This is a genomic window from Rhodococcus artemisiae (genome assembly GCF_036327795.1).
GTDB lineage: Bacteria > Actinomycetota > Actinomycetes > Mycobacteriales > Mycobacteriaceae > Rhodococcus > Rhodococcus artemisiae.
The window spans coordinates 184366-206717 of the sequence record NZ_JAUTXY010000014.1 but is presented as its reverse complement, the minus strand read 5'-3'; the positions used below and the strand labels follow the sequence as shown (position 1 = coordinate 206717).

The 22352-nt window shown below is 67.3% G+C and carries 18 protein-coding genes and 1 riboswitch; of the genes, 11 read left to right on the top strand and 7 right to left on the bottom strand.

Annotated elements, in window-relative coordinates:
- Positions 1-6: 6 nt before the first annotated feature.
- Complete coding sequence (locus Q7514_RS25330) at positions 7-660, bottom strand: TetR/AcrR family transcriptional regulator (protein WP_330136017.1); 654 nt, start codon at positions 658-660, stop codon at positions 7-9.
- A gap of 54 nt (positions 661-714) precedes the next feature.
- Positions 715-2256 (bottom strand): carboxylesterase/lipase family protein, encoded by a 1542-nt coding sequence (locus Q7514_RS25325; protein WP_330136016.1) that lies wholly within the window; start codon positions 2254-2256, stop codon positions 715-717.
- A gap of 86 nt (positions 2257-2342) precedes the next feature.
- A riboswitch (TPP riboswitch) is annotated at positions 2343-2439 on the top strand.
- On the opposite strand from Q7514_RS25325, the gene Q7514_RS25320 reads away from it, so the two are divergent.
- The 6 genes from Q7514_RS25320 to Q7514_RS25295 all read left to right on the top strand — a co-directional run bounded on the left by Q7514_RS25320 (position 2432) and on the right by Q7514_RS25295 (position 7614).
- Positions 2432-3142: a TenA family protein gene (locus Q7514_RS25320; RefSeq protein WP_330136015.1), complete on the top strand. Its 711-nt coding sequence runs from the start codon at positions 2432-2434 to the stop codon at positions 3140-3142. Its footprint overlaps the riboswitch before it by 8 nt.
- Positions 3127-4149 carry an ABC transporter substrate-binding protein gene (locus Q7514_RS25315; RefSeq protein WP_408016182.1) on the top strand — a complete coding sequence of 341 codons (1023 nt, stop codon included), beginning with the start codon at positions 3127-3129 and terminating at the stop codon, positions 4147-4149. The genes Q7514_RS25320 and Q7514_RS25315 overlap by 16 nt, the downstream gene beginning before the upstream one ends.
- Positions 4150-4207: 58 nt before the next feature.
- Entirely contained in the window at positions 4208-4993 is a 786-nt protein-coding gene (locus tag Q7514_RS25310) for an ABC transporter permease (RefSeq protein ID WP_408016181.1), read from the top strand.
- A complete protein-coding gene (locus tag Q7514_RS25305) occupies positions 4990-5739 on the top strand; it encodes an ABC transporter ATP-binding protein (protein ID WP_330136014.1) in 750 nt (249 codons plus the stop codon). The genes Q7514_RS25310 and Q7514_RS25305 overlap by 4 nt, the downstream gene beginning before the upstream one ends.
- A 188-nt stretch (positions 5740-5927) precedes the next feature.
- Positions 5928-6920 carry an alpha/beta hydrolase gene (locus Q7514_RS25300; RefSeq protein WP_330136013.1) on the top strand — a complete coding sequence of 331 codons (993 nt, stop codon included), beginning with the start codon at positions 5928-5930 and terminating at the stop codon, positions 6918-6920.
- Positions 6921-7044: 124 nt separating this feature from the next.
- Positions 7045-7614 (top strand): LysM peptidoglycan-binding domain-containing protein, encoded by a 570-nt coding sequence (locus Q7514_RS25295; protein WP_330136012.1) that lies wholly within the window; start codon positions 7045-7047, stop codon positions 7612-7614.
- Positions 7615-7720: 106 nt separating this feature from the next.
- Here Q7514_RS25295 and Q7514_RS25290 read toward each other — a convergent pair whose 3' ends face one another.
- The gene (locus tag Q7514_RS25290) at positions 7721-8287 is read right to left on the bottom strand and encodes a potassium channel family protein (protein ID WP_330136011.1); all 567 of its coding nucleotides are present in this window, start codon (positions 8285-8287) and stop codon (positions 7721-7723) included.
- A 120-nt stretch (positions 8288-8407) separates the two neighbouring features.
- Between Q7514_RS25290 and Q7514_RS25285 the strand changes: the two genes are divergently transcribed.
- The gene (locus tag Q7514_RS25285; protein ID WP_330136010.1) at positions 8408-9820 is read left to right on the top strand and encodes a T3SS (YopN, CesT) and YbjN peptide-binding chaperone 1; all 1413 of its coding nucleotides are present in this window, start codon (positions 8408-8410) and stop codon (positions 9818-9820) included.
- Here the strand turns inward: Q7514_RS25285 and Q7514_RS25280 are convergent.
- Positions 9817-10332 (bottom strand): O-acetyl-ADP-ribose deacetylase, encoded by a 516-nt coding sequence (locus Q7514_RS25280; protein ID WP_330136009.1) that lies wholly within the window; start codon positions 10330-10332, stop codon positions 9817-9819. The genes Q7514_RS25285 and Q7514_RS25280 overlap by 4 nt on opposite strands.
- Positions 10333-10408: 76 nt before the next feature.
- On the opposite strand from Q7514_RS25280, the gene malQ reads away from it, so the two are divergent.
- On the top strand, positions 10409-12547 hold the full coding sequence (malQ, locus tag Q7514_RS25275; protein WP_330136008.1) for a 4-alpha-glucanotransferase: 2139 nt from the start codon (positions 10409-10411) through the stop codon (positions 12545-12547).
- On the opposite strand, the gene Q7514_RS25270 is transcribed toward malQ, so the two are convergent.
- The 3 genes from Q7514_RS25270 to Q7514_RS25260 are packed head-to-tail and all read right to left on the bottom strand — an operon-like array spanning position 12532 to position 15460.
- Positions 12532-14328 (bottom strand): AMP-dependent synthetase/ligase, encoded by a 1797-nt coding sequence (locus Q7514_RS25270; RefSeq protein WP_330136007.1) that lies wholly within the window; start codon positions 14326-14328, stop codon positions 12532-12534. The two genes, malQ and Q7514_RS25270, sit on opposite strands and share 16 nt — an antisense overlap.
- On the bottom strand, positions 14321-14812 hold the full coding sequence (locus Q7514_RS25265) for a MarR family winged helix-turn-helix transcriptional regulator (RefSeq protein ID WP_330136006.1): 492 nt from the start codon (positions 14810-14812) through the stop codon (positions 14321-14323). Before Q7514_RS25265 ends, Q7514_RS25270 begins: the two co-directional genes overlap by 8 nt.
- A gap of 60 nt (positions 14813-14872) precedes the next feature.
- Positions 14873-15460 (bottom strand): DinB family protein, encoded by a 588-nt coding sequence (locus tag Q7514_RS25260; RefSeq protein ID WP_330136005.1) that lies wholly within the window; start codon positions 15458-15460, stop codon positions 14873-14875.
- Between the two features lie 101 nt (positions 15461-15561).
- Here Q7514_RS25260 and Q7514_RS25255 point away from each other — a divergent pair, with 101 nt between their 5' ends.
- Genes Q7514_RS25255 through Q7514_RS25245 form a run of 3 tightly spaced genes read left to right on the top strand, consistent with a single transcriptional unit; the run spans position 15562 to position 22348 of the window.
- Positions 15562-17040: a DUF2397 domain-containing protein gene (locus Q7514_RS25255; protein ID WP_330136004.1), complete on the top strand. Its 1479-nt coding sequence runs from the start codon at positions 15562-15564 to the stop codon at positions 17038-17040.
- A complete protein-coding gene (locus Q7514_RS25250; RefSeq protein WP_330136003.1) occupies positions 17037-18167 on the top strand; it encodes a TIGR02678 family protein in 1131 nt (376 codons plus the stop codon). The genes Q7514_RS25255 and Q7514_RS25250 overlap by 4 nt, the downstream gene beginning before the upstream one ends.
- A complete protein-coding gene (locus Q7514_RS25245; RefSeq protein WP_330136002.1) occupies positions 18167-22348 on the top strand; it encodes a TIGR02680 family protein in 4182 nt (1393 codons plus the stop codon). Before Q7514_RS25250 ends, Q7514_RS25245 begins: the two co-directional genes overlap by 1 nt.
- Positions 22349-22352: the final 4 nt, after the last annotated feature.

The window sequence follows — 22352 nt, the reverse complement described above, 5'->3', positions numbered from 1 at the left end:
GGTCGGTTACGAGGGAGCCGCCTCGCGGGCGGCCAGATATGCGGCGAGCATGGTCGAGTCGGTGAGCAACGGTTCGGTGTAGAGCTCGAGCACTGGGGGCATCAGACGGTCGGTGTACGAGCGCAGCCACGTGGGCAATGCGTCGAGGTCGAGGGGCTCGTTCGGTCCGGGAACATGCAGTAGCAGCGCGCCGGTGCTGAACTCGACGAGCGCTCGGGCTCGGGCCTCGGGATCCCGACTGGGGCTCACGACACCGGACTCGGTCCCTTTCGCGAGGTAGCCCGCGGTAGTGGCCACCAGGTGATCGAGAAACGCCCGAGACGCCGGACCTCGAGCCTGGAGGCTCCGGATCAGGTAGCCGACGAGCGGGGCATAGTGCCCGACGTCCTCGATCTGAGCGAGCATCGCCGCGACACCACTGCCCGGTTCGAGGACCGAGGACTTGAGCTCACGGATGCTGTCGAGAACGTACGCGTCGCAGTGCTCACGCAGCCCGGCGCGAGAACCGAAGTGGTGCACGATGAGCGAGGCGCTCACTCCGCACTCCGAGGCGATGGTCCGCAGCGAGACGTTCACCCCGTCACGGGCAACACAACGGATTGCCGCGTCGCGGATGCGAGCACGGGTAGTGAGGTCGGAGATGCCCTCGACTGAACGCATGTTCCAAGGGTTGCACACGTGTTCAACGACGTCAACAGTGCTTGTCGAGCCGGTTCAGGAGAATCCCATCACCTGGTCACCCCACACCTCGCGCATCGCCCCTTCCGGATCCGAGACAACCGTGTCGCGCGCATCGATGAGCAGGGTCGCCCGCTCGCCGGGCTCGTACTGCGGCCAGTGCTTCGACGCATCGAGCGCCGCGGGCACCCCGTGCTCGGCAAATGCCAGCCATCGACGCCGGATCCGCCCCGACACCTCGATCGCACCCTTGCGACCACCGAGCCAGAAACTCGGGTCACGACCGAGTGTCCCGAAATTTCCGAACACATACGGTAATTCGGTTGCATGCCCGGCACCGATCCGCGCCGCCTTGAGCATCGGCGTCGCGTGGTCGAACCGGTATACCCACGTCGGGGAATGCACGGCATGCGCTTCCGCGACCCACAACACCGGCATCCGGAACCCCGCGTCGCGCGACAAGGCCATCGCACCACTCGGCTTCGGCAGGTCGGGATACGCCGCGGCGATCTCGGCGAGCCGTTCCGGCTCGAGATCGGGACGGTCCTTCGCGAGCGCTTCCAGCATGGCGCGCACCGCCGAATCGTCGACGGGCATGAGCGGCGACTTCATGAAGCGGAAGATCGACGGCTCGTCCTTGTTCGAACCGATGATGAGTGGCACCCGGTGCGACAGACCCTTCTGGAACGCCGCGACCGGATACTTGGGCACCAGGTCGCGGTCGACCACCGGTGTCATCGCCAGTGTTCCCGGAACCTTCGTGGGGATCTCCCCGACCACCGTTTCGGCCGCCTCGACAAGCCGCTCGTAGGGCATCTGCCGCAACTTCCCCACCCCGGACGACGATATGTCGAGGATGTCGAGGAATCGTTCCGCCACCATCGCGGCCCGCTCACGGCCGTATACCGACGTCGCCGGCGGTGACTGCGCGATCGCCCGGTGGAAGAGCCCCTCGGCCCGCGGCACGGTCATCAGCGTCGTGACCGATCCCCCACCGGAGGATTCGCCGAACAGGGTGACCTCGCCGGGGTCACCCCCGAAGTCCGCAATGCAGTCGCGGACCCATTCGAGCGCCGCAATCTGGTCCCGCAGACCGAGGTTCGACTCGAAGGCATCGACAGCGGTGGAGAACGACGACAGGTCCAGGAACCCCAGCGCCCCGAGACGGTAATTGAGCGTGACCACCACGACGTTGCCCGTCTCGCTGAGCACACGTCCGTCGTAGATCTTCTGACCCGAATAGCCGATCACATAAGCGCCGCCGTGGATCCACACCATCACCGGGCGTTTGTGTCCGTCCGGCTCGGGAGCCCAGATGTTGAGCGAGAGGCAATCCTCGCCGATGGTCATGTCGGACGAGATCCCGATCGGGCTGTTCCGGCTCTGTGGAGCGATCGGCCCGTATCTCTCACAGTCCAGCACACCGGACCACGGCTGCGGCACTTCCGGCGACCGGAACCTCATGTCGCCACCCGCCCCGGCGGCAAACGGAATCCCTTTCCACGAGTACACCGCGCCGTCGCGGTATCCACGGGCTTCGCCGTACTTACATCCGACAACGAGCGTCTCGGCGTCCACGTGACCTCCCGGTGAGCTACTCGCATCCCAACGTACCCACCGGACACCGAGCCGACAGCCGCTCGGCGAAGGTGCTATCGTCGCCTCCGACCGACACGGGGTGCTCCGCAACAGCGGGGCTGAGATCACACCCGTCGAACCTGATCAGGTAATGCTGACGAAGGGATGTTTCGGGATGACTGTGCCTGCGCACGATTCACCGACCGACCGTTTCACCGATGTCCTGTGGGACCGCACCAAGGTTCTGCGCGATTCCATCGACGACCTCGAGTTCCTTCGCCGCCTCGGCGACGGCACATTGCCGCTCGAGTCGTTCCGCTTCTACATCGAGCAGGATGCGCTCTACCTGGCCGGATACGCCAAAGCGCTTGCATTGCTCTCCGCCAAGGCGCCGGATCCGGTCACCGGCGCATTCTGGGCCACGAGTTCCGCGACCGCTGCAACCGAAGAATCGGCGCTGCATCGGCAACTCCTCACCGGGGGTGTACTGCCCGCGAACGACGATCCCGTCGCGCATTCCCCCGCGTGCCTCGGCTACGTGTCGTATCTGACGGCCACCGTCGCGACCGAGCCGTATCCGGTGGGTGCCGCCGCGGTGTTGCCGTGCTTCTGGATCTACGCCGAAGTGTGCCGCGACCTGGCCTCCAGCGCAGCTGCTGTGCTCGCTGCCGATCCGGCCCACCCCTACGCGCGATGGGTCGCCACCTATGACGACCAAGGGTTCCAGGATTCCGTCGCCACCGCACGCATCCTCGTCGACGCCGCCGGGGCCACGGCCACCGAGCCCGAACGTGACGCGATGATCGACGCGTTCACGCTTGCGACCCGCTACGAGTTGCTGTTCTGGGACACCGCCCTGAACACGCAGCCGTGGCCCGCATCGTGACGCTGCGGCACCGGATCGCCTCGCTCGCCATCGCCACCTTCACGCTGTGCGCAGTCAGCGCTTGCGCCGGTGGCGGTTCCGACGACACGATCCGGTTTGCACTCGATTGGACTCCCAACACCAACCACACCGGTCTGTACGTGGCGCTGCAGGAAGGACTGTTCGACGACGCCGGGCTCGACGTCGAGATCCTGCCCTACAACGATGCATCGCCCGACACACTCGTCGACTCCGGCAACGCGGAGTTCGGCATCTCCTCGCACGGGGGGTCCACGTTTGCCCGTGCCGCCGGAGCACACACGGTCGCGGTGCTTGCACCGCTGCAGCACTGGGCCACCGCCATCGCCGTCAAAGCCGACCGTAGTGACCTTGCCCGGCCTGCCGACCTGGACGGCCGCACCTACGCAGGATTCGGCGATCCCGGCTCCTCGGCGACCCTCGCACAGGTGATTCGCAACGACGGAGGTCGCGGGGAATTCGAGGAGGTAGTGCTCGGAACGTCAGCGTACGAAGCGGTGTATTCGGACACTGCGGACTTCACCGTCTCTTTCCTCGCATGGGAGGGGCTCGAAGCCGAGCACCGCGGCCTGCCCATGCACTATCTCTCCTACACCGAATACGGTTTCCCCGACGCCTATTCCATTGTCGTGAACGGCAACGAGGATTGGCTCGACGAGAATCCGGATCGAGCCCGCGCTTTCGTGCAGGCGCTCCAGCGGGGGTACGAGATCGCCGCCGACGAACCCGATCGGGGCGCCCGCGCGCTGCTCGACGCCAACCCGGGGGCGTTCCCCGACGAAGAACTCGTCTTCGAGAGCCAGCGGATGCTCGCTGCCGACTACATGCGCGACGAGCAGGGCCGCGTCGGCACACTCGACGCGGAGAAATGGGCCGGTTACGCCCGCTTCCTGTACGAGCAGGGACTGCTCACCGGTCCCGACGGCGCGTCGTTGTCCGCCGAACCCGACTGGTCGACCTACCTCACCGATGACTATCAAGCGCCTTGACCCCGGAAGCTCCGACACCGGGGCCACGACAGACCGGAGCAGCATTGTCCGCCGCCGCGTGAATCGTGCGCTGCCGGCGATCGTCGTCGCGATCACGCTCGTCGCGGTGTGGCAGTTCTACGTGATGATCAGCGGAATCCGCCCACAGGTATTGCCGTCTCCCTCGCGCGTACTGCAGCAGGGGTGGGCACATCGCACCGACATCGCCGGGCACGCCGCCGCGACACTGCAGGTCACGATCGTCGGATTCGCGGTCTCGTTGACATTGGCGTGGGTGCTGGCGATCGCCGTCGATTTCTCGCCGTGGCTGCGGCGGGCATTCGTGCCGCTGTTCGTGGCGTCGCAGACGTTGCCGATCATCGCGATCGCCCCGCTCATGATCATCTGGTTCGGCTTCGGTCTGCTACCGAAGATCCTGGTGATCGCGCTGGCCACGTTCTTTCCGATGGCGATCGGATTGATCGAGGGATTCGCAGCGACAGACCGGGAGGCGGGCGCGCTTCTTCGCAGCATGGGTGCCACGCGGTGGCAGGTGTTCCGGTACGTGCGGCTCCCGTCGGCACTGCCGCGGTTCTTCACGTCGCTGCGCATCGGCATCACGTATGCCGTGGTGGGTGCGGTGTTCGCGGAGTACGTCGGCGCCACGTCCGGGCTCGGCATCTATATGGCGACCCAGAAGAATTCGTTCCGCACCGATCTGGTGCTCGCCGCGGTCCTCGTCACCGCGATCGTGTCACTGGTGCTGTACCTGCTCACCTATGTGGCCGAACGCATGATCGCGCCGTGGGCCCTCACCACAGAGAATCGAGCCCCCGAGAATCGACCCACAGGGAGTCGCGCATGAGCGCCGTCACCGTCTCGGGCGTCCACCGGTCGTTCGACGGCAACCACGTGCTCGACGACATCGGGTTCGACGTGTCCCCAGGCGAATTCGTCTCGGTCATCGGCCCCAGCGGGTCGGGGAAGTCCACCCTGTTCGGGCTGGTGGCAGGGCTCGACACGCCCGATGTGGGCGCGGTCGTGGTCGGGGGAGCACCCGCGGCACCGGGGCGCGCCGCACTGATGCCCCAGAAGGATCTCCTCTTCCCGTGGCGCACCGTCCTCGACAACTGCGCGCTCGCACTCGAGGTGCAGGGTGTGCCACGTGGGGAGGCACGCGAGCGGGCGCAGGCCCTGTTCCCCGCGTTCGGACTCACCGGATTCGAGGATGCTCGCCCGTCCCAGCTGTCCGGCGGGATGCGTCAGCGCGCGGCGTTGGCGCGGACCGTGATTCAGCAACGCGAGATCCTGTTGCTCGACGAGCCGTTCGGCGCTCTCGACTCGCTCACCCGCACCGACATGCAGCTGTGGCTGCAGGACGTGTGGCAGCGCGACCGCTGGACCGTCCTGATGATCACCCACGACGTACGCGAGGCCGTCCTGCTGTCCGACCGGGTCCTCGTCCTCTCGCCTCGACCCGCGAGGATCATGCACGAAGTCCGGGTTCCGCTGCCGCGACCACGATCGTTGGAATCGCTGACCGATCCGGAGTTCGTGGCATTGGAACGTGAGCTCGTGTCGGTGCTGCACGCGCGGTCCGACATACATTGAGCGCTCACGTGATTCGGCGTACCGGAGTATCGAATCGGTAACAGGACGCCACCCCACCTGCATCGGACATTTCGCCCCGTATCTATCGGATCACAGCGCTCACCTGCACCGTACGTGGGGCGTACCTTGGGGAATCCGTAGTTCGAACACCTGTCCGGCAGTGGCGACGAGCACGAGGAGGCGACGACATGAGCGGTGCGTTGTCCGACCCCTTCGTGTGGCCGACACCTGTGCGTACCCCGTTTGTCAGGGAGTTCGACGGCGTCAGCATCGCGTCCCGTGCACTGAGCGCGTCCGTGCGCCACACTGTGCGGCCGTTCCTCGATGCCTGGGCGCTCACCCCGACACTTCCGTGGCCGACCGGCCTGGTCGACCGGGCCGCGTTCCCGCTTCTGCCGGTGCCCGGGACCGAGCATCACCGCGTCGCGTTGGACGCGTGTCCCGCCGAGTTCGTGCGCGCGCCCGGCGCCGACGGCAGCACCGCGGTGCTCTACCTGCACGGCGGCGCGTTTCTGTGCTGCGGTCTGACAACCCATCGTCAGTTGGTGTCGCGCATCTCGGCGGCAGCAGGCGCGCCGGTGCTGTCGGTGGCCTATCGGATGCTCCCGCGTCACCCGATCCGACGCGCGGTCGACGACGGCCTGTCCGGGTTGCGATGGTTGGCCGCCCACGGCTACCCGATCGAACGAACCGTCATCGCCGGCGACTCCGCAGGCGGGTTCCTCAGCTTCTCCGTGGCTCACGAAGCACTGGGTCTGGGGGTCGGTCGAGCGGCGGGCACCATCGCGATCTCGCCCCTGACCGATCTCGACCCCCGCCACAAGCTCGAACACCCGAATGCTCAGAAGTGTGCGCTGTTCCCCCGACGCGCGGTTCCGGTGCTGTCCACACTGATCGAGCGTGCCGAGCGGATCGACGACCGGTACGAACCGGTGTCTTCTCCTGTCGATCTCGACCTCACCGGCATGCCGCCGGCACTGATCCAGACAGGATCCGAGGAAATGACGTTCGTCGACGCCGAGACCATCGCATACCGCCTCGCCGCGGCCGGTGTTCCCACGGAACTGCAGGTGTGGGAGAAGCAGGTGCACGTGTTCCAGGCAGCCGCGTCGCTGGTTCCCGAGGGCAGCCGTGCAGTTGCCCGGATCGGGAGGTTCGTACGTTCGCTCGACACCGTGTGATCCTGCGAACAACGAGACCCGCATCGACCTCCACGGGGAACCGTCGGGACGACGGTACTGTGCGTGACGGCGTCCGGTTCGAGCTGGTTGCCCGAATCACAACGTATCGATCGAAAGGGACAGCGTGAGCTCTCTCAATGCCGGCCAGAGCCTCGGTGTAGGCCAGGAACTGAAGTCCGACAACGGTAAGTACACTCTCACGCTCCAGCAGGACGGCAACCTGGTCCTGTCCGAGGCCGGCAAGGCCGTGTGGGCTGCGGGCACCAACGGCTCCGGCGCCGTGCGCGCGAACGTCCAGGAGGACGGCAACTTCGTCCTGTACAAGGCCGACAACTCCCCGGTGTGGGCGTCGGAGACCAGCGGCAGTTCGGGCGTGCGGCTGACGGTGCAGGACGACCGCAACGTCGTGCTGTATGCAGGTTCGAAGCCCGTGTGGGCGAGCAACAGTGTTGCTCCGAAGGCTGAGACCTCTTCGAAGCCGGCCCCCGCTGCACCCGCCCCGACAGCCGATCCCGCGCCTGCCGCTGATCCTGATCCGGCACCGCGTGTCCACACCGTCGCGTCCGGCGACACCCTCTGGGCGATCGCCGAGCGTTTCTACGGCGACGGCAACCAGTACCGGCGCATCGCCGACGCGAGCGGAATTCCCGACCCCGATCTGATCCGGCCCGGCCAGGTACTCACCATCCCGTGATGCCTGCACGCGCGTAGTGTCGACGTCCCATCACCGGACCCGGTGGGGGACGTCGTCATTCACGGACCGGTCGTTCGAAGGCCCAGCTGTTCAGGGCACCAGCCGTTCAAGGACTCTCGCCGGATATGGGCTCGTCCCCCACCTGCTGCCGGCGATGCTTCGCCGTGAGCATGAACAACCGCACGACCAGGGCGAGGAAGAGCAAATTACACACGATCTGCGCCGAGACCACCGCCCTCGTCCCATCGGTGACCGCGGCGATGTCCCCGAAGCCGACGGTCGCGAATACCGTCAGGCTGAAGTACAGGGCACCCATCCGGGTCAAGACCTCGGTGAACCCCTGCGGTTCGACCTGCGAGATCACCGCGTACAGCGACGCGAAGCCGAAGATGTAGACGGTGGCGGTCGCAGCGATCCCCTCCATCGCCTGGGCCACAGGATGCGGAGACCGCAGGACCCACCTCACCTGCCAGCCGCAGACAGCGCACACCACCGCCGATCCGCACACCAGGAGGAAGAGTGTGGAGAGGTCGTCGAGTTCGGTGAACGACAGCGTGAAGTAGGCGGTACCCACCACGACGAGCGTCGTCACGGTGCGAAGCAACGCCCGCCACGTGAGTCCGCGCAGCTGCGCTGACCTGTCGGCATCGGATGACCGCGCGCGGTTCGGCACAGGTGCAAGTATGCGCTCTCCCGCCCGATCCGCACGCTCTCCGACAGGCATCCTGTCGGTGGGTCCGACTAGTGTTCACGAAACACGGGTCAATGTCGGGAAGGGAAAGGGGGCAGGTTCATGGGCGAACCGGAGAGCGGATTCGACCGCGACGTCGACCGGGCCTGGCGCGAGTTCCGGGGGGACCTCGCCGACCACGTCGCCGCCATGCGCGACGGAGGCGGACTCGTGCTCGAGCCGCTGGCAGAGGAATCCGGTGGGCCGGCCGGGCCGTGCGTGCAGTTCTACGCGTGGGGCGATCAGCAGGTGCGCTGCGAGGTGCCGTCGAATCTCCATCTGTCCGAGGATCGGCATCTGTTGCCGCAGGACGAGGCATTGCTGCTGCAATTGGGCTGGCAGGCACCCTCGCGGGATCCCGATGCACCGGAGGACGGCGGCTCGCCCGCGTTCTGGATGGATCTTCCGTCGTCGTGGGCCGATCGGCTCGCTGAGGTCGCGGTGCGTGTTCTACGTGAGGTGTGGGGGGTTCCGCACCCGTTGTTCCTCCGTGCGGAATCCTTCGGGACTGCCAGCACACACGAGTTCGAAACACCGGCACCGGTCGCCGAGGCCGCCCCGAAGATGCCGGTGAGCGGGCCTGTACATCCGCTCGGTGAGGAACACCTGCGAGAGCTCATCGAAGACACCGTGGGCGATCGCGTCGGCGACACCCCGACGTGGGACGAAGACGGCGACCTCGTGCTGCGCATCGCCGATGTCCTCGTGTTCGTCGGAGTCGGTGCGGGCGCCGCGACGGTGGACCTGCTCGCCCCGATCGTGCATTCGATCAGTGGTCGCACCCGCGCGATGGAGGTGGTCTCCGATCTCAATCGGCAGTGGCCGCAGTTGAAGTTCGTGCTCATCGACGATCGCGTCGCCGTCGTCAACCACCTTCCTGCGTCGCCGTTCGTGCCCGAGCACCTGGTGTCCGCCCTCGATCGCATGTCCGGGTTCCTCGAGGGCGTCGACCACGACTTCGCCGCGCATGTCGGCGGACTGCCGATGCACGGTCACGGCCTCGACGATTATTTCGAGTCCCCGGATTTCGAGGCCTCCGACGACCATGATCCGTTCGAGGAGGACATGTGGGAGCCTCGCCTCGAAGACGATCTTCCCTCCGCGCTGCTCGAGCTGCGTGATCACCACATCCACGGGCGCTCCGACGTCCCGGTCGAGACGGTCGCGGCGATCGGAGACCAGGAGGCCTCGCGCCTGCAGCAGTTCCTCGAACTCAGCACCGAGCAGCACGTGGGCTGGACCAGCGAATCCCTCAACCGGGCTTTCGTGGGCGACGACGCCGGCGTCGCTGCCGCCGACGCGAAAGCGCTCGAGTGGAAACTGACGAGCTGGTCTCTGGCCGCGGCTCTGAGCTACCTCGAACAACCCGCCGACAGGCCGACCCGCAGGCGCAATCCGACGAAACCGAACACCGACGAGCCGCCGCTGTTCGACAATCCGGACGAACCGACACTCTTCGACGGTTTCGGCGACTAGCGTCCCGCCACGGCACGCCGCAACACGTCTGCAGTCGCGGTGGAGTACCCGACGAGGGTGACCGTCGCAACCGACGTCGCCGTGGCACGAATCACCGAGACTGCCTGTGCGGCAGCATCCTCGACAGGCCATCGGTAGATTCCGGCGGAGATGAGCGGAAACGCGACGGTCGCCGCACCGAGCTCGTCTGCGACCATCAGCGATCGACGATAGGCAGAGCGGAGGATCGGCGACCGGTCGTTGCCGGCCGCGTACACAGGACCGACGGTGTGGATCACCCACCGTGCGGGCAGTCGGCCCGCAGTGGTGGCCACCGCCTCGCCTGCGGGGAGCCCGTCGGGCAGCGTCGTGGCACGTAGGGCGCGGCACTCGGCGAGGATCTCCGGCCCGCCCGCGCGGTGGATCGCGCCGTCGACTCCGCCTCCACCGAGCAGCGACGAGTTGGCGGCGTTGACGATCGCGTCGACCGCGATCGTGGTGATGTCTCCCTCGACGACGTCGATGACCGTCATGCGTTCCCCTGTTCGTGGGTGTTCCGCTGCTCGTGGGTACTGCCACCGCGGGCGTTTGCTGGCATGATTCCAGAGCGTGACGTCGTCGGACAAGCTTCGCGAACTCGCCGGACACCTCGGAGTGTCCTGCACCTACCGTGGGTGGGACACCCTCGAACATCACGTTTCCGACCGGACTCTGCGCACGATCCTGGCGGCTCTCGACGTGCCTGCCGATTCGGACGCCGAGATCCAGGATTCACTCGCGGACATCCCGAACGTGCCGTGGCGGCAGATGCTGCCGTTGTCGCTGGTCGTCGTCGAAGGCGAAAGGCGTTCGTTCGCCGTGCACGTGCCGCACGGCGATCCCGTGTCGGTGTGGGTGGTGACAGAGGACGGCGCCGAGGTCGACGCCGACCAGCTCGACGTGTGGGTCGATCCGCGCACGGTGGACGGGCGGCTCGTCGGCAGGGCGACGTTCACGGTGCCGGATCTACCGCTGGGCTGGCACACGATCCACGCGCGCAGCAACGACATCGAGGCGACCGGGACTCTCGTGGTGACACCGGCTCGGCTGTCCACGGCCGACCGGGTGCTGCGCTCCCGGCGGTGGGGCCTGGCGGCGCAGCTGTATTCGGTGCGGTCACGCCGGTCGTGGGGCATCGGTGATTTCGCCGACCTCGCCGATCTGACAGCGGTGACCGCGGGCCACGGCGGCGACTTCGTGTTGATCAACCCGGTCCACGCGGCGGAGCCTCGGCCCCCGCACGAGCCGTCGCCGTATCTGCCGTCGTCGCGTCGATTCGTCGATCCCCTGTATCTGCGGGTCGAGGACATTCCCGAGGTGGCCTATCTTCCGCGTAAACAGCGCAGACTACTCGACGAGAGCGCACAGGCCTGTGCGAAAGCGAACCGCAAAGCCGCACGCCTCAAGCGCGATCCGGCGTTCCGAGCCAAGCTGAAGGTGCTCGAACGAATCCACCGTGTTCCCAGGGGACCGGCCCGCCAGGCTCGTTACGCGGCGTTCTGCGCTGAAGGCGGTCAGGCACTCGACGACTTCGCACTGTGGTGCGCACTCGCCGAGAAGGCCGGACCGCGTCGCTGGGACGAGCGGGCGACAGCCCCGGACGATCCGTGGGTGGAACGCCAACGCGTCGTGCTGGCCGAACGCATCGACTTCCACCGCTGGTTGCAGTGGTTGTGCGACGAGCAGCTCGCAGCCGCGCAGATCGCCGCCCGTGCTGCGGGGATGGACATCGGGGTCGTGCACGACCTGGCGGTGGGTGTGCAACGTGACGGCGCCGATGCGTGGACTCTCGGCGATGCACTGGCGTCGGAGGTCACGGTGGGTGCTCCGCCCGACGACTTCAATCGGAACGGCCAGAACTGGAACCAGCCTCCATGGCGGCCCGATCGCCTCTGCGAGCTCGGTTATCGCCCGTATCGCGAGATGCTCCGCTCGGCACTGCGACATGCCGGTGGTGTGCGGATCGACCACGTCCTGGGCCTGTTCCGCACCTGGTGGGTGCCGGAAGGGTCGTCGCCGATCGAGGGCGCGTACGTTCGGTACGACCACGAGGCGATGATCGGCATCCTGATACTCGAGGCGCACCGTGCGGATGCGGTCGTCATCGGCGAGGACCTGGGGGTGTTCGAAGGGTGGGTCCAGGACTACCTCGCCGAGCGCGGGGTCGCGGGGACGTCGATCCTGTGGTTCGAGAAGGACCGCGACGTCCCACGCGCGCCCGAGACCTACCGGCAGTTGTGCCTGACGTCGGTCACCACGCACGATTTACCGCCGACGTCCGGTTACCTTGCCGGGGAGCATGTTTCGATCCGATCGAAGCTCGGCCTACTAGAGGGAGATCTGGAGACCGAGCTCGCCGGAGCCGCATCCGAACGCGATGCGGTGCTCGGACTCGCCCGCGACCGCGGGTTTCTCTATGACACAGAAGACGGCGCGCTCACCACCGAGCGTCGCGTCGAGGCGCTGCATCGGCTCATCGCTGCGAGCCCGTCCGCCTTGCTGGCGTTGTCGCTGGCCGATGCGGTGGGTGAGCGTCGGAGCCAGAACCAGCCGGGCACCATCGACGAATATCCGAACTGGCGTGTGCCGCTCGCAGACGCCGACGGCGAGGCCGTCCTCATCGACGACCTCGCCGGTCACGAGCGCTTCGCGCGCCTGGCCGAGGCGTTGTCCCGGCCGGATTCGAACAAGAGTCACCGCCTCACGTAGATGCTCTCGATGTCTGCGGCGAACTTCTCGGCGATGACATTGCGCTTGATCTTCAGCGTCGGAGTCAGTTCGCCTGTCTCCTCAGTGAGGTCGCGATCGAGGATCACGAACTTCTTGATGGCCTCGGTATGCGAGACGGTGCTGTTGGCGTCGTCGACGATCGTCTGCATCGCGTCGCGCAGTGAAGGGTCGTTGCGCAGTTCCGCAATGGTGGCGCCGGCAGGCTTGCCGTTCTCTGCCTTCCAGTTGTCGAACACCTCGGGGTCGACGGTCAGCAGCGCCGAGATGAATGTGCGTCCGTCGCCGAGGACGACAGCCTGCGACACGAGGGTGTGCGAACGCATCCGGTCTTCGAGAGGGCCCGGAGAGACGTTCTTGCCGCCCGCGGTGACGATGAGGTCCTTCTTGCGTCCGGTGATGGCGGTGTATCCGTCGGCGTCGAGCGAACCGAGGTCGCCTGTGCGGAACCAACCGTCGTGGAATGCGTCGGCAGTTGCCTTCTCGTTGCGCCAGTAACCGTTGAAGATGACCCCGCCGCGCAGTTCGATCTCACCGTCCTCGGCGATACGAACACTGTTGCCGCCCAGGGGCAGTCCCACGGTGCCGATCTTCTGCGATCCGGGCATGTTGACGGTGTGCGCCGCGGTCGATTCGGTCAGGCCGTACCCCTCGTAGATCGGCACGCCGACTCCGCGGAAGAAGTGCCCGAGCTTGGTGCTGAGCGCACCACCACCGGAGATCGCCATCTGGCACTCGCCACCCATGGCCTCGCGCAGCTTGCCGTAGACGAGCCTGTCGGCCATGGTCCGCTTGGCCTTCAGGAACAGGCTCGGACCACCGTGATCGAGTGACTCGCTGTACCCGATGGCAGTTTCCTCGGCGAACTGGAAGATGGCCGCATTGAGCTTTCCGCCTGCGGCCGCCTTGCCTGCCGCGGCGTCGCGGACCTTCTCGAACACGCGGGGCACACCGAGGATCATGTGCGGCGAGTAGCGGGTGAACTGGCCCGATACGGTACCGAACTCGGCCCAGTGCGCCTGCGCTGCGCCGCCTTCGAAGACCGCGAGCGAGACCGCCCGAGCCAACACGTGCGCCAGTGGCAAGAACGTCAGGATCCGGTTACCGGGCTTGGCGACCGCCTGACCGATCGACGCCGTCAGGATTCCGCGAACCTCCGAGAGGAAGTTCCGGTGAGTGAGCATGCAGCCCTTGGGCCGGCCGGTAGTGCCGGAGGTATAGACGAGGGAGGCGAGCGCGTCGGCGCGGATGCCTTCGCGACGAGCGGTGAGCTCGACGTCGTCGATGCCGGCGCCTGCATCGATGAGGGCGTCCACTGCCCCACCGTCGATCCGGTGGATTTCGCCGAGGGTGTCGGGCATACCGACGAAGAGCGCCTCGTGGGCGGCGGTCTCGACGATGGCGAGGCAGGCGCCGGAGTCCTCGAGGATCCAGCGGATCTGCTCGGTGGACGACGAATCGTAGATCGGCACCGATGCCGCACCTGCCGCCCAGATCGCGTAGTCGAACAGCGACCACTCGTACCGAGTGGCCGAGAGCAATGCGACACGATCGCCGGGCTGCACGCCTCTGGCGATCAAGCCCTTGGCGACACCGGCGACCTGCTCCGCGAACTGCGATGCGGTGACCGCGACCCACTCGTCACCCAGCGGGCGCGAGTACATCACGCGGTGCGGGGTCTTCTCCGCCTGGGTGAATACCGTGTGGACGACGGAATCGTTGTCCGCAACGGTGAACTGGGCGGGGGTCGAGTACTCACGCACTGAAATCTCCATCGTTCTGGTCGGTCGAAGGCGGGGTGGACGGGTCCACACCGGAGCGGAAGCGGCGCAGCAAGTGGATGAACGTGTCGATCTCATCCTGGCCCCATCCCGCAAGTCCTGCGGTGACTTCGCCGTATCGGCGAGTCACTGTGACGGCGAGCACCGCGTGCCCCTGGTCCGTCAGCCTGAGCGGGTGTCCCAACCTGGTCGGTCCGGAGTCCGCAGAGAGCCAACCCTCGTCGATGCAGTGGCGTACTTGCCTCGAGACGGTCGACCGATTGACGCCGAAAGCCTCCGAGATATCAGTGGCGCGGCAACCCGGATTGCGGGCGATGAACCCGAGCAGCGAATGCTGCGCGAGCGACAGGGAACTGTCGTCGGACCGCTCCCCTGCAGTCAGGAAGCGCACGAGGTGAACGAATTCGTCGTAGACCTCGATCACTCCGGTCCGATCCGGTACACCGGACCGCCGATTCTGTTGCATAAAGCAACTATAATCCCGGTGTGCTCCACGCCTCGAGCCAGGGCGATATCACCCCGCTGATCAGCGAAAGTGGTCGGCTTCGGCCTGCACACGGGCATGGTGAGCGCGCATCCGGTCAACCTCGCGATACGGGAGATTGTCGAAATCCCGCCGCCACCCGACCGAACCGTCGATCATCTCCCGCACGATGTCGGCATGCCCGGCATGACGAGCGGTCTCACTGTTCATGTGCACGAGGACTCGGTGCAGCGTCGCGCGGCCCTGTCCCCACAACTCCACGTGCGTCACGTCGTCGAGCTCGGTGGCAGCGAAAGTCTCCGCAGCATGCTGCCACGAGCGGCGATACAGACCCACGAGGTACTCGCGCGTCTGGTCCGCAGTAGCCCACATGTCGATGTTCGCGCCGTCAGCACCCTCCGGATCCGCCCAGGGCAGCGCAACCGGAGAGGGCCGGCCGAATGCCTCACCGAAATAGCCGAATTCGCAGGTCGCGAGGTGCTTGACAAGCCCGAGGAGATTGGTGCCGGTCGGCGTCATCGGACGTCGCGCGTCATACTCGGACACGCCGTCGAGCTTCCACAGGATCAGGTCACGCGAGACCTGCAGCTGCTCGACGAGGTCGGTCGCAAACCCGTCGGTACCTGTCATGGACCCATCGTAGGCGCGCACCTCACCTCACCCCGAGGCTCGACGAATCCGAACGACTAACCTGTGCGTACCGTGGTGATAGCGCAGAGGAGGGGCAACCGATGGGTGATGGGGGGTCCCGCGGCCTGTTCCGCTACCTGGTCGCCGACGAATCCGACGACTACGTCGCGGTCATGGACTACTTCATCGATGTCCTGCTCGCCGACGCGACGGCCGCCGACATCGCCGCCACCCTCACCGCCGGTGGGCACCGCATCGACCGCGACGTCGCAGAGAACCGATGCCGGCAACTCGTCGCGTGGGGCAATCTCGGCGAGGCAGGGCGTGACACCCGCGTCGGATCGATCGGCGACTACGTCCGCGCCACCGCCCGATATCGTCCGACGGTCCTCGGCGGCCGCGTGCACCGCGAGGCCACCGCACTGTTGTCCTCACACGACGGCCCCAGCGAGGTCACCCGAGAATCCCTCGCCCGGATCTACGACGCACTCACGCACATCGACGCGGCGGCCGACACCGGATTCGCTGTCGATCCCAACACCCTTGCCGGGCACGTCACCGGGGTGTTCGTGCACCACAACACGTTCACCGACAGCATTGCCGACTTCTACACCTACCTCGCGGAGACTTCAGGGCAACCGGACCTCTCCGGTGAGGACTACACCGAGTTCAAGCTCCTGCTGCTCGACTACATCGACGTCATCACCTCCGACCTCAGCCGCTACGCGACCCGGATCTGCGTAGCAGTGCAGCGCCTGCTTCCCCATATCGACGACCTGCTCACGGCACTCCCCGATGCGGGTCTGCCCAGCGGCACCGTCACCCGCTCCCCCGGGCGCACACGCGACGAATGGGAACAGCTTGCCTCCTGGTACGACGAGGACGCCGGCCCCCGGCAACTGCGAGACGCCGCAGCGACGGCACTGAACCGGCTGCTCACCCACACCCGGAACCGCACCTCCGACGCTCCCGGTTTTTCCCACCGAGCCGATCTCCTGCGCCTGGCCTCCTGGTTCTCGGAGTCCTCGGACGAGCAGGCCCACCGGCTCCACGCCGCCACATTCGGTGCCTATCCGAGCCGACACCTGTTACTCGGCCCCGACGAGCCGGATCCACGGATCGGTGCCGGAACATCCTGGTGGAACGCCGATCCGGTGTCCGTGCCCATCTCGCTTCGCGAACGCGGCGACCGCTCGCCGCGCGGCCGGAACGCACGGATTCCAGACCCGACGGCCGACCGATCCCTCATCGTGGCGATGGCCGAGCAGGAGTCGGACGAACTCGCCGATGCCGTCGCGGAACTGCGCGCTGCGAACGACCTGCACGGCGCACAGATCTCGACGCCCGCGCGCGACGTGCTGCTCGACCGGCTCGCTGTCCTTCTCGCACGACACCAGGAGCTCGACGGCGTGTACCGCATCGACGACCACGACCTCGGTCTCACCCTGACCGCCGAACCCGGTCGCGACACCACAGTGCACTGCCCCGACGGCGACCTCACCGTGCACGGGTTGATCCTTCGCACCTCGTCGCCGCTCCTCACGCCCACCGATGCCGCACCGACGACAGGGGTGTGGTGAGCACCGGTACCGCGGTCCAGGATGCCGCCGGCAGGCGCGATGCAGCCCGGGCCATGCTGCAGCGGCCGATCCTCACCGCACTCCACGACCCCGACAGTCTCGATCTGGTCCGTCGTCACTCCACGGCACTTCGCGCGATGTTCGCCGATCGCCTCGGCTACACGTTGATCGTGGAGACGGAGTTCGCTCGGCTGGTGAAGACACCGCTCGACGCCGCGGCACCTCTGCGGCCGCTGCACCGCGCGACCGGAGGGGCGTTCGGCGCGATCGGATACACCTACCTCGCGTTGACCGCCGCTGCGCTGCTCGCGCCCGGTCAAGGCGACCGTATTCCGATGGCGGTACTCGTCGAACAGGTCCGCGCCGACGCCGCAGCCCGAGACATCGAGATCGCCGACGGACTGGCGGAGCGGCGACATCTCGTGGCCGCGCTGCAGGCGTTGATGGAGTGGGGTGTGGTCGGTGAGACCGACCTCGGTGACGATCAGGACCGCGACACTCGAGACGGGGACGAAGTGGTGCTCACCGTCTGCCGGCCGCTGCTTCGGCATCTCACCGCATTCGCCCTACACGACCTTCCCGGCCCGTCGGCAGCGATCACCGCGAGACCCGAGACGCCGCGCCGCCGGTTGTACCGCAGGCTCGTCGAGGATCCGTTCACGGCGCGTGACGATCTGGATCCTGAGGCCCTCGACGTGCTGATCCGTGAGCGAGCCGAGATCGCACGCCTCTTGGACGAGGACTTCGGCCTCGTCCTCGAGGTACGCACCGAGGGCGCGCTCGCGTACGACCCGGACGGCAACCTCACCGACCTCCTCTTCCCCGGATCCGGAACGGTGAATCAGGCTGCGCTCCTCCTGATCTCCGAACTGGTCGACATCGTCGAACCCGTACCCGGCAGCACGGTGCACGTCGACGCGACCACCTTGGAGAACACTCTGGCCGGCCTCGTCGCCACCCATGCCCGGAATTGGCGCGGCGAGTACGTCCGCGATGTCACCGCGCTGTGCCGGGACGTCACGGCACTGTTGGTCCGCCTCGGACTCGCCCACGCCCGGGACGACGGACTCCTTCTCACTGCTCCCGCCGCCCGGTATCGCCCGACCATCTCCGAAGGCCCACAGTAATGACCTATTCGTCCGACGCACCCGCTCTCGATACCTCCACCGCGTCACCACACCCGCAGCGATGGAAACTCTCCCGCGCGGGCATCGTCAACGTCTGGCACTACCTCGATACCGAGTTCACGCTCAGCGACGGGCGCATGATCCTGCGCGGCACCAACGGCTCCGGAAAGTCACGTGCCCTCGAGATGCTGCTGCCGTTCCTGCTCGACGCAGACCGCAAACGCATGGACGCAACCGGTGCCGGCAAGGTCGACCTCGACGAACTGATGCGCGTGGGTGCGGGTGGGCAGAACAACCGGGTCGGCTACCTGTGGCTCGAATTGTCGCGCCCCCAAGGTCTTCTCACAATCGGCGCGCAGGTCCGCTACAGTGCGACCGCGCATCGCAGCGAGGTGTATTTCTTCACCGCTGACGCCCGCGTGGGCACCGACCTCCCGCTGGTCGACGAACATCGGGTGCCGCTCTCGCGCGACGACCTCGCCGCCCGCATCGGCACCGACAGGATCACGCGCAGCCCCGAGGAACACCGGGACACCGTCCGCGCGCTGGTGTTCGGCCTGCACGGCGAGTCCGGGCGCGACCGGTACACAGGGCTGCTGCAGCTGCTGCACACCTTGCGGTCACCCGACGTCGGTAACCGAATCGACGAAGGCCGTCTGCCTCAGATCCTGTCCGACGCACTGCCCCCGCTCAACGAGAACATGCTCGCCACTGCGGGTGATCGCCTCGATCTGCTCGGGGAGAGCCGCGCGGCCCAGACCCGCCTGGAATCCTCGCTCACTCGGGTCCGTCAGTTCCACGCCGTCTATCGGCGTTACGCGGCCGACCTGCTGCGCGCGAGCGCGGATGCCGCGATACAGGCCGCCGACCGGGTAGCCCGAACGCGGGCGGAAGTCGACGAGGCCGAAGCCGAGGTCGCAGACCTCGACGCTCAAACAGCCGCGGCCGACACCCGCCTCGGCGAACGACGCGACCAGCTCGCCGAGCTCGATCGCGCGATCCGAGGCCTCGAGTCGCACGCACTGTTCCGTCACGCGGACGATCTGGCTCAGCGCACCCTCGCCGTCGACGCCCTCGGCCGCGCCGCGGACCAGGCCCTGCATCACGCCGCCCAGGCGAGAGAACACGAGTCCCTCGAAGCCGACCGCGCCGATGCACACCTGACCGCCCTGAACGACACGGTCACCGGGGCATCCGAGATGCTCGCAGCCGCGAGACTTCGGCTCGCCACCGCGGCCGTAGCGGCCGATATCCTCCCGGAGCGAATCCGTCTCGACATCGCGCGACCCCAGGAGCATTCGGAACCGGTCCGCACGCGGAGCGAATCGGTCCCCGAGGCGATCACCAGGTCCGCCGTCGCACAAGTGCGGCTATTTCCGGAGGCCTGCGACGATGCGCGCGTTGCTGCCGACCACGCGGCCACGGCCGCACGACGCAGGCGGGATCAGGCGTCCAGGCGACTCGCCGAGGCCCAGCGTCTCGAACTCGCCGAGCGCGGAGTGCACGAAGCCGAAGCCGAGGCCGAGCGCGCCGCATACGACGCCGAACGCGAGGCCCTCGAACGCGATGCCGCCGCCCGTGCACTCGACGACGCGGCCCTCGACCTCGGGCATCGATGGCGTGCGTGGCTCACCTCGGAGCGCACCACCACGTTGCTGCCCCACATCACCCAGCACGGCGCGGCATTGATGCAACGCCTGATGGACGCCGTGGAGGCGCTCTCCGGCGAAGACCCCGACCCTGCGGCGACGGACACGGTCCTCGACGAACTGGTCGCTCTCACCCGAAGCGCAGCACCCGGCAACCTCGGCCGCGCAGCCGAGACCGGCACAGACGAGCCCCCCAGCACGACCCACACCGCGTTGAGGTCGGCTCTGCTCGAGGAACAACGTCGCCTCGAAGCCGAGGAAGCCGGCCCGGCGATGGCACCGTGGCGCAGCCCGCAGAGCGGTGTTCCGCTGTGGCGGGCCGTCGATTTCGTCGACACCCTCGGCGACGACGACCGGGCCGGTATCGAATCCGCCCTGCTGGCAGCGGGTTTCCTCACCGCGACCGTAGACGGGGAAGGTCGGCTGCGTGCTTCTTCGGGACAGATCCTCGTCTCGCCACGCGGCGAACCTCCGCGTCAGCCGCTTTCCACGGTTCTACAGCCCGATCCGACATCCGACGTGCCGGTCGAGGCCGTCGCCTCGGTGCTCTCCTCGGTCGGGTTCGAGGATGCCTCGGCATTCGCCTCCGTGTCCCGCGACGGTCGCTGGCACAACGGCGTCCTACGTGGGCGGCACACCGCGGAGGCACCCGGCTTCATCGGTGAGGCCGCCCGCAGCAGAACCGAGGCCGCGCGTCGATCCCGGCTCGACGAGATCACCGGTGAACTGGCCCGGTTGGACCTCGCCGAGCAGCACCACGCTGTCGAACGCCGCGCCGCGCCGCTCGGAAGCGACGAACTCGACGCGCACATCGCGACCACGCGCACCACACATCTGGCGACCGCGCCCACCGCGCACACTCTGCACCGGGCATACGCCCGGTCCCAGGCGCTCGCCGAACACGCGACCCGACGCACAGAAACCGCCGCCCAGGCTCGCGAGCGGGCCGGCGCGCTGCGTTCCCAATGGGCTGCCGACCTCGGGTCCCACCGGACCGCCTGCGCCCATTTCGGGTTGCCGACGGGTGTCGCCGAACTCGACGCGACCGTCGTGGCGTGCGCCGAAGCCGACGCCGCGTGCACGGGCCTTGCCCGCGATATCCGCGATGTCCTCGCCGAATACGACCGGTTCGGCAGGTCTGCACGTGCGGTCGCCCAGGCGGTCGAGCGCCGTATACGTGCCGAGGAAGAGGCCGAGTCCCGCTGGCACGAGTGGCACGACCGGGCAGCGGTGGTGGCCGCACAGACTCAGGCTGTCGACATCGAGGTTGCCGACCTCGCGGAGGAATTGCAGAAGTCGGAGACGGAGCGAGCCCGCACCGACGAGAAGTGCCGGCGCACACTTGCTCACCGCGAGCAGCTCGGCAAGGCGGTGGCAGCGGCGATGCAACAGGCTTCAGCGGCGCAGGAACGCCTCACCCGCCACCGCGAGGAGCTCGAGACAGCGGCGGGCGCGCTGCAGGCGCAGCTGGCTGTACCCGCTCTGTCGGCGGCTGCCGATGTCGAGTGCGGCCCGATCGCGCACGTCGACGACGCGCAGCATGTACGCGAGGCCGCCGAGAACGTGCTGACGGCACTGCCCCGGGCGACGGACACCGGTGAGAACCGGGTCCTTGCAGCGCTGCAGCGATTCGACCGAGAGATCTCCGATCAGCTCGACATCGAGCACACAGTGGACTCGGGCGCCCATGTGGTACGCCTGTCCGGCGCGGGTGCCGACACCACCCCGACGGGGGTGCTCGCCCATCTCACGGTCCGTGCAGAAGAGGGCCGGGCCGCGCTGTCCCAGCGTGAACACGATGTGTTCACCGGTTTCGTACTCGGAGGCGTCGCAGATGAACTCCGCAGGCGGATCACGCAGGCCGAGAACCTGATCGCGGCGATGAACGAGAGCCTCGCCGACAGCAGGACCAGCCACGGTATCGGGGTCCGGATCGGGTGGCACCCGGTCCGCGAGGATGCCGACGCGGCACGCATCATCGAGCTCCTCACCGATAGCGCCCGGTCGATCGGCGACAGCGACGACCTGATCGAACTGCTTCGTCACCGCGTCGAGGTCTCGCACGACGGTGACCCGTCGGCCGGATACGCGGCGCACCTGTCGCGGGCTCTGGACTACCGGACATGGCACACGGTCGACGTCACCATCATCGGCCCGGAGCCCGATCAGGAGCGTCGCATCTCGAAGCGGGCCAAGATCTCCCAGGGAGAGACACGGTTCGTGTCGTACGTCGCACTGTTCGCGGCGGCGGACGGATATCTGTCGGGGTTGCCCGACACCGACCTCGCGCTGCGGATGGTGCTGCTCGACGACGCGTTCGCCAAGATCGACGAGCCCACGATCGGTGAGCTCATGGGCCTGCTGGTGCGCCAGGACATCGATTTCGTCATGACCGGGCACGCACTGTGGGGGTGTGTTCCGCAGGTACCGGCCCTCGACATCTACGAGGTCCGGCGTCTGGGCGACAGTTCCGCAGTCACGACCCGCGTCCACTGGGACGGACGCAGCCGGCACATACGCACCGGCTCCTGATTCG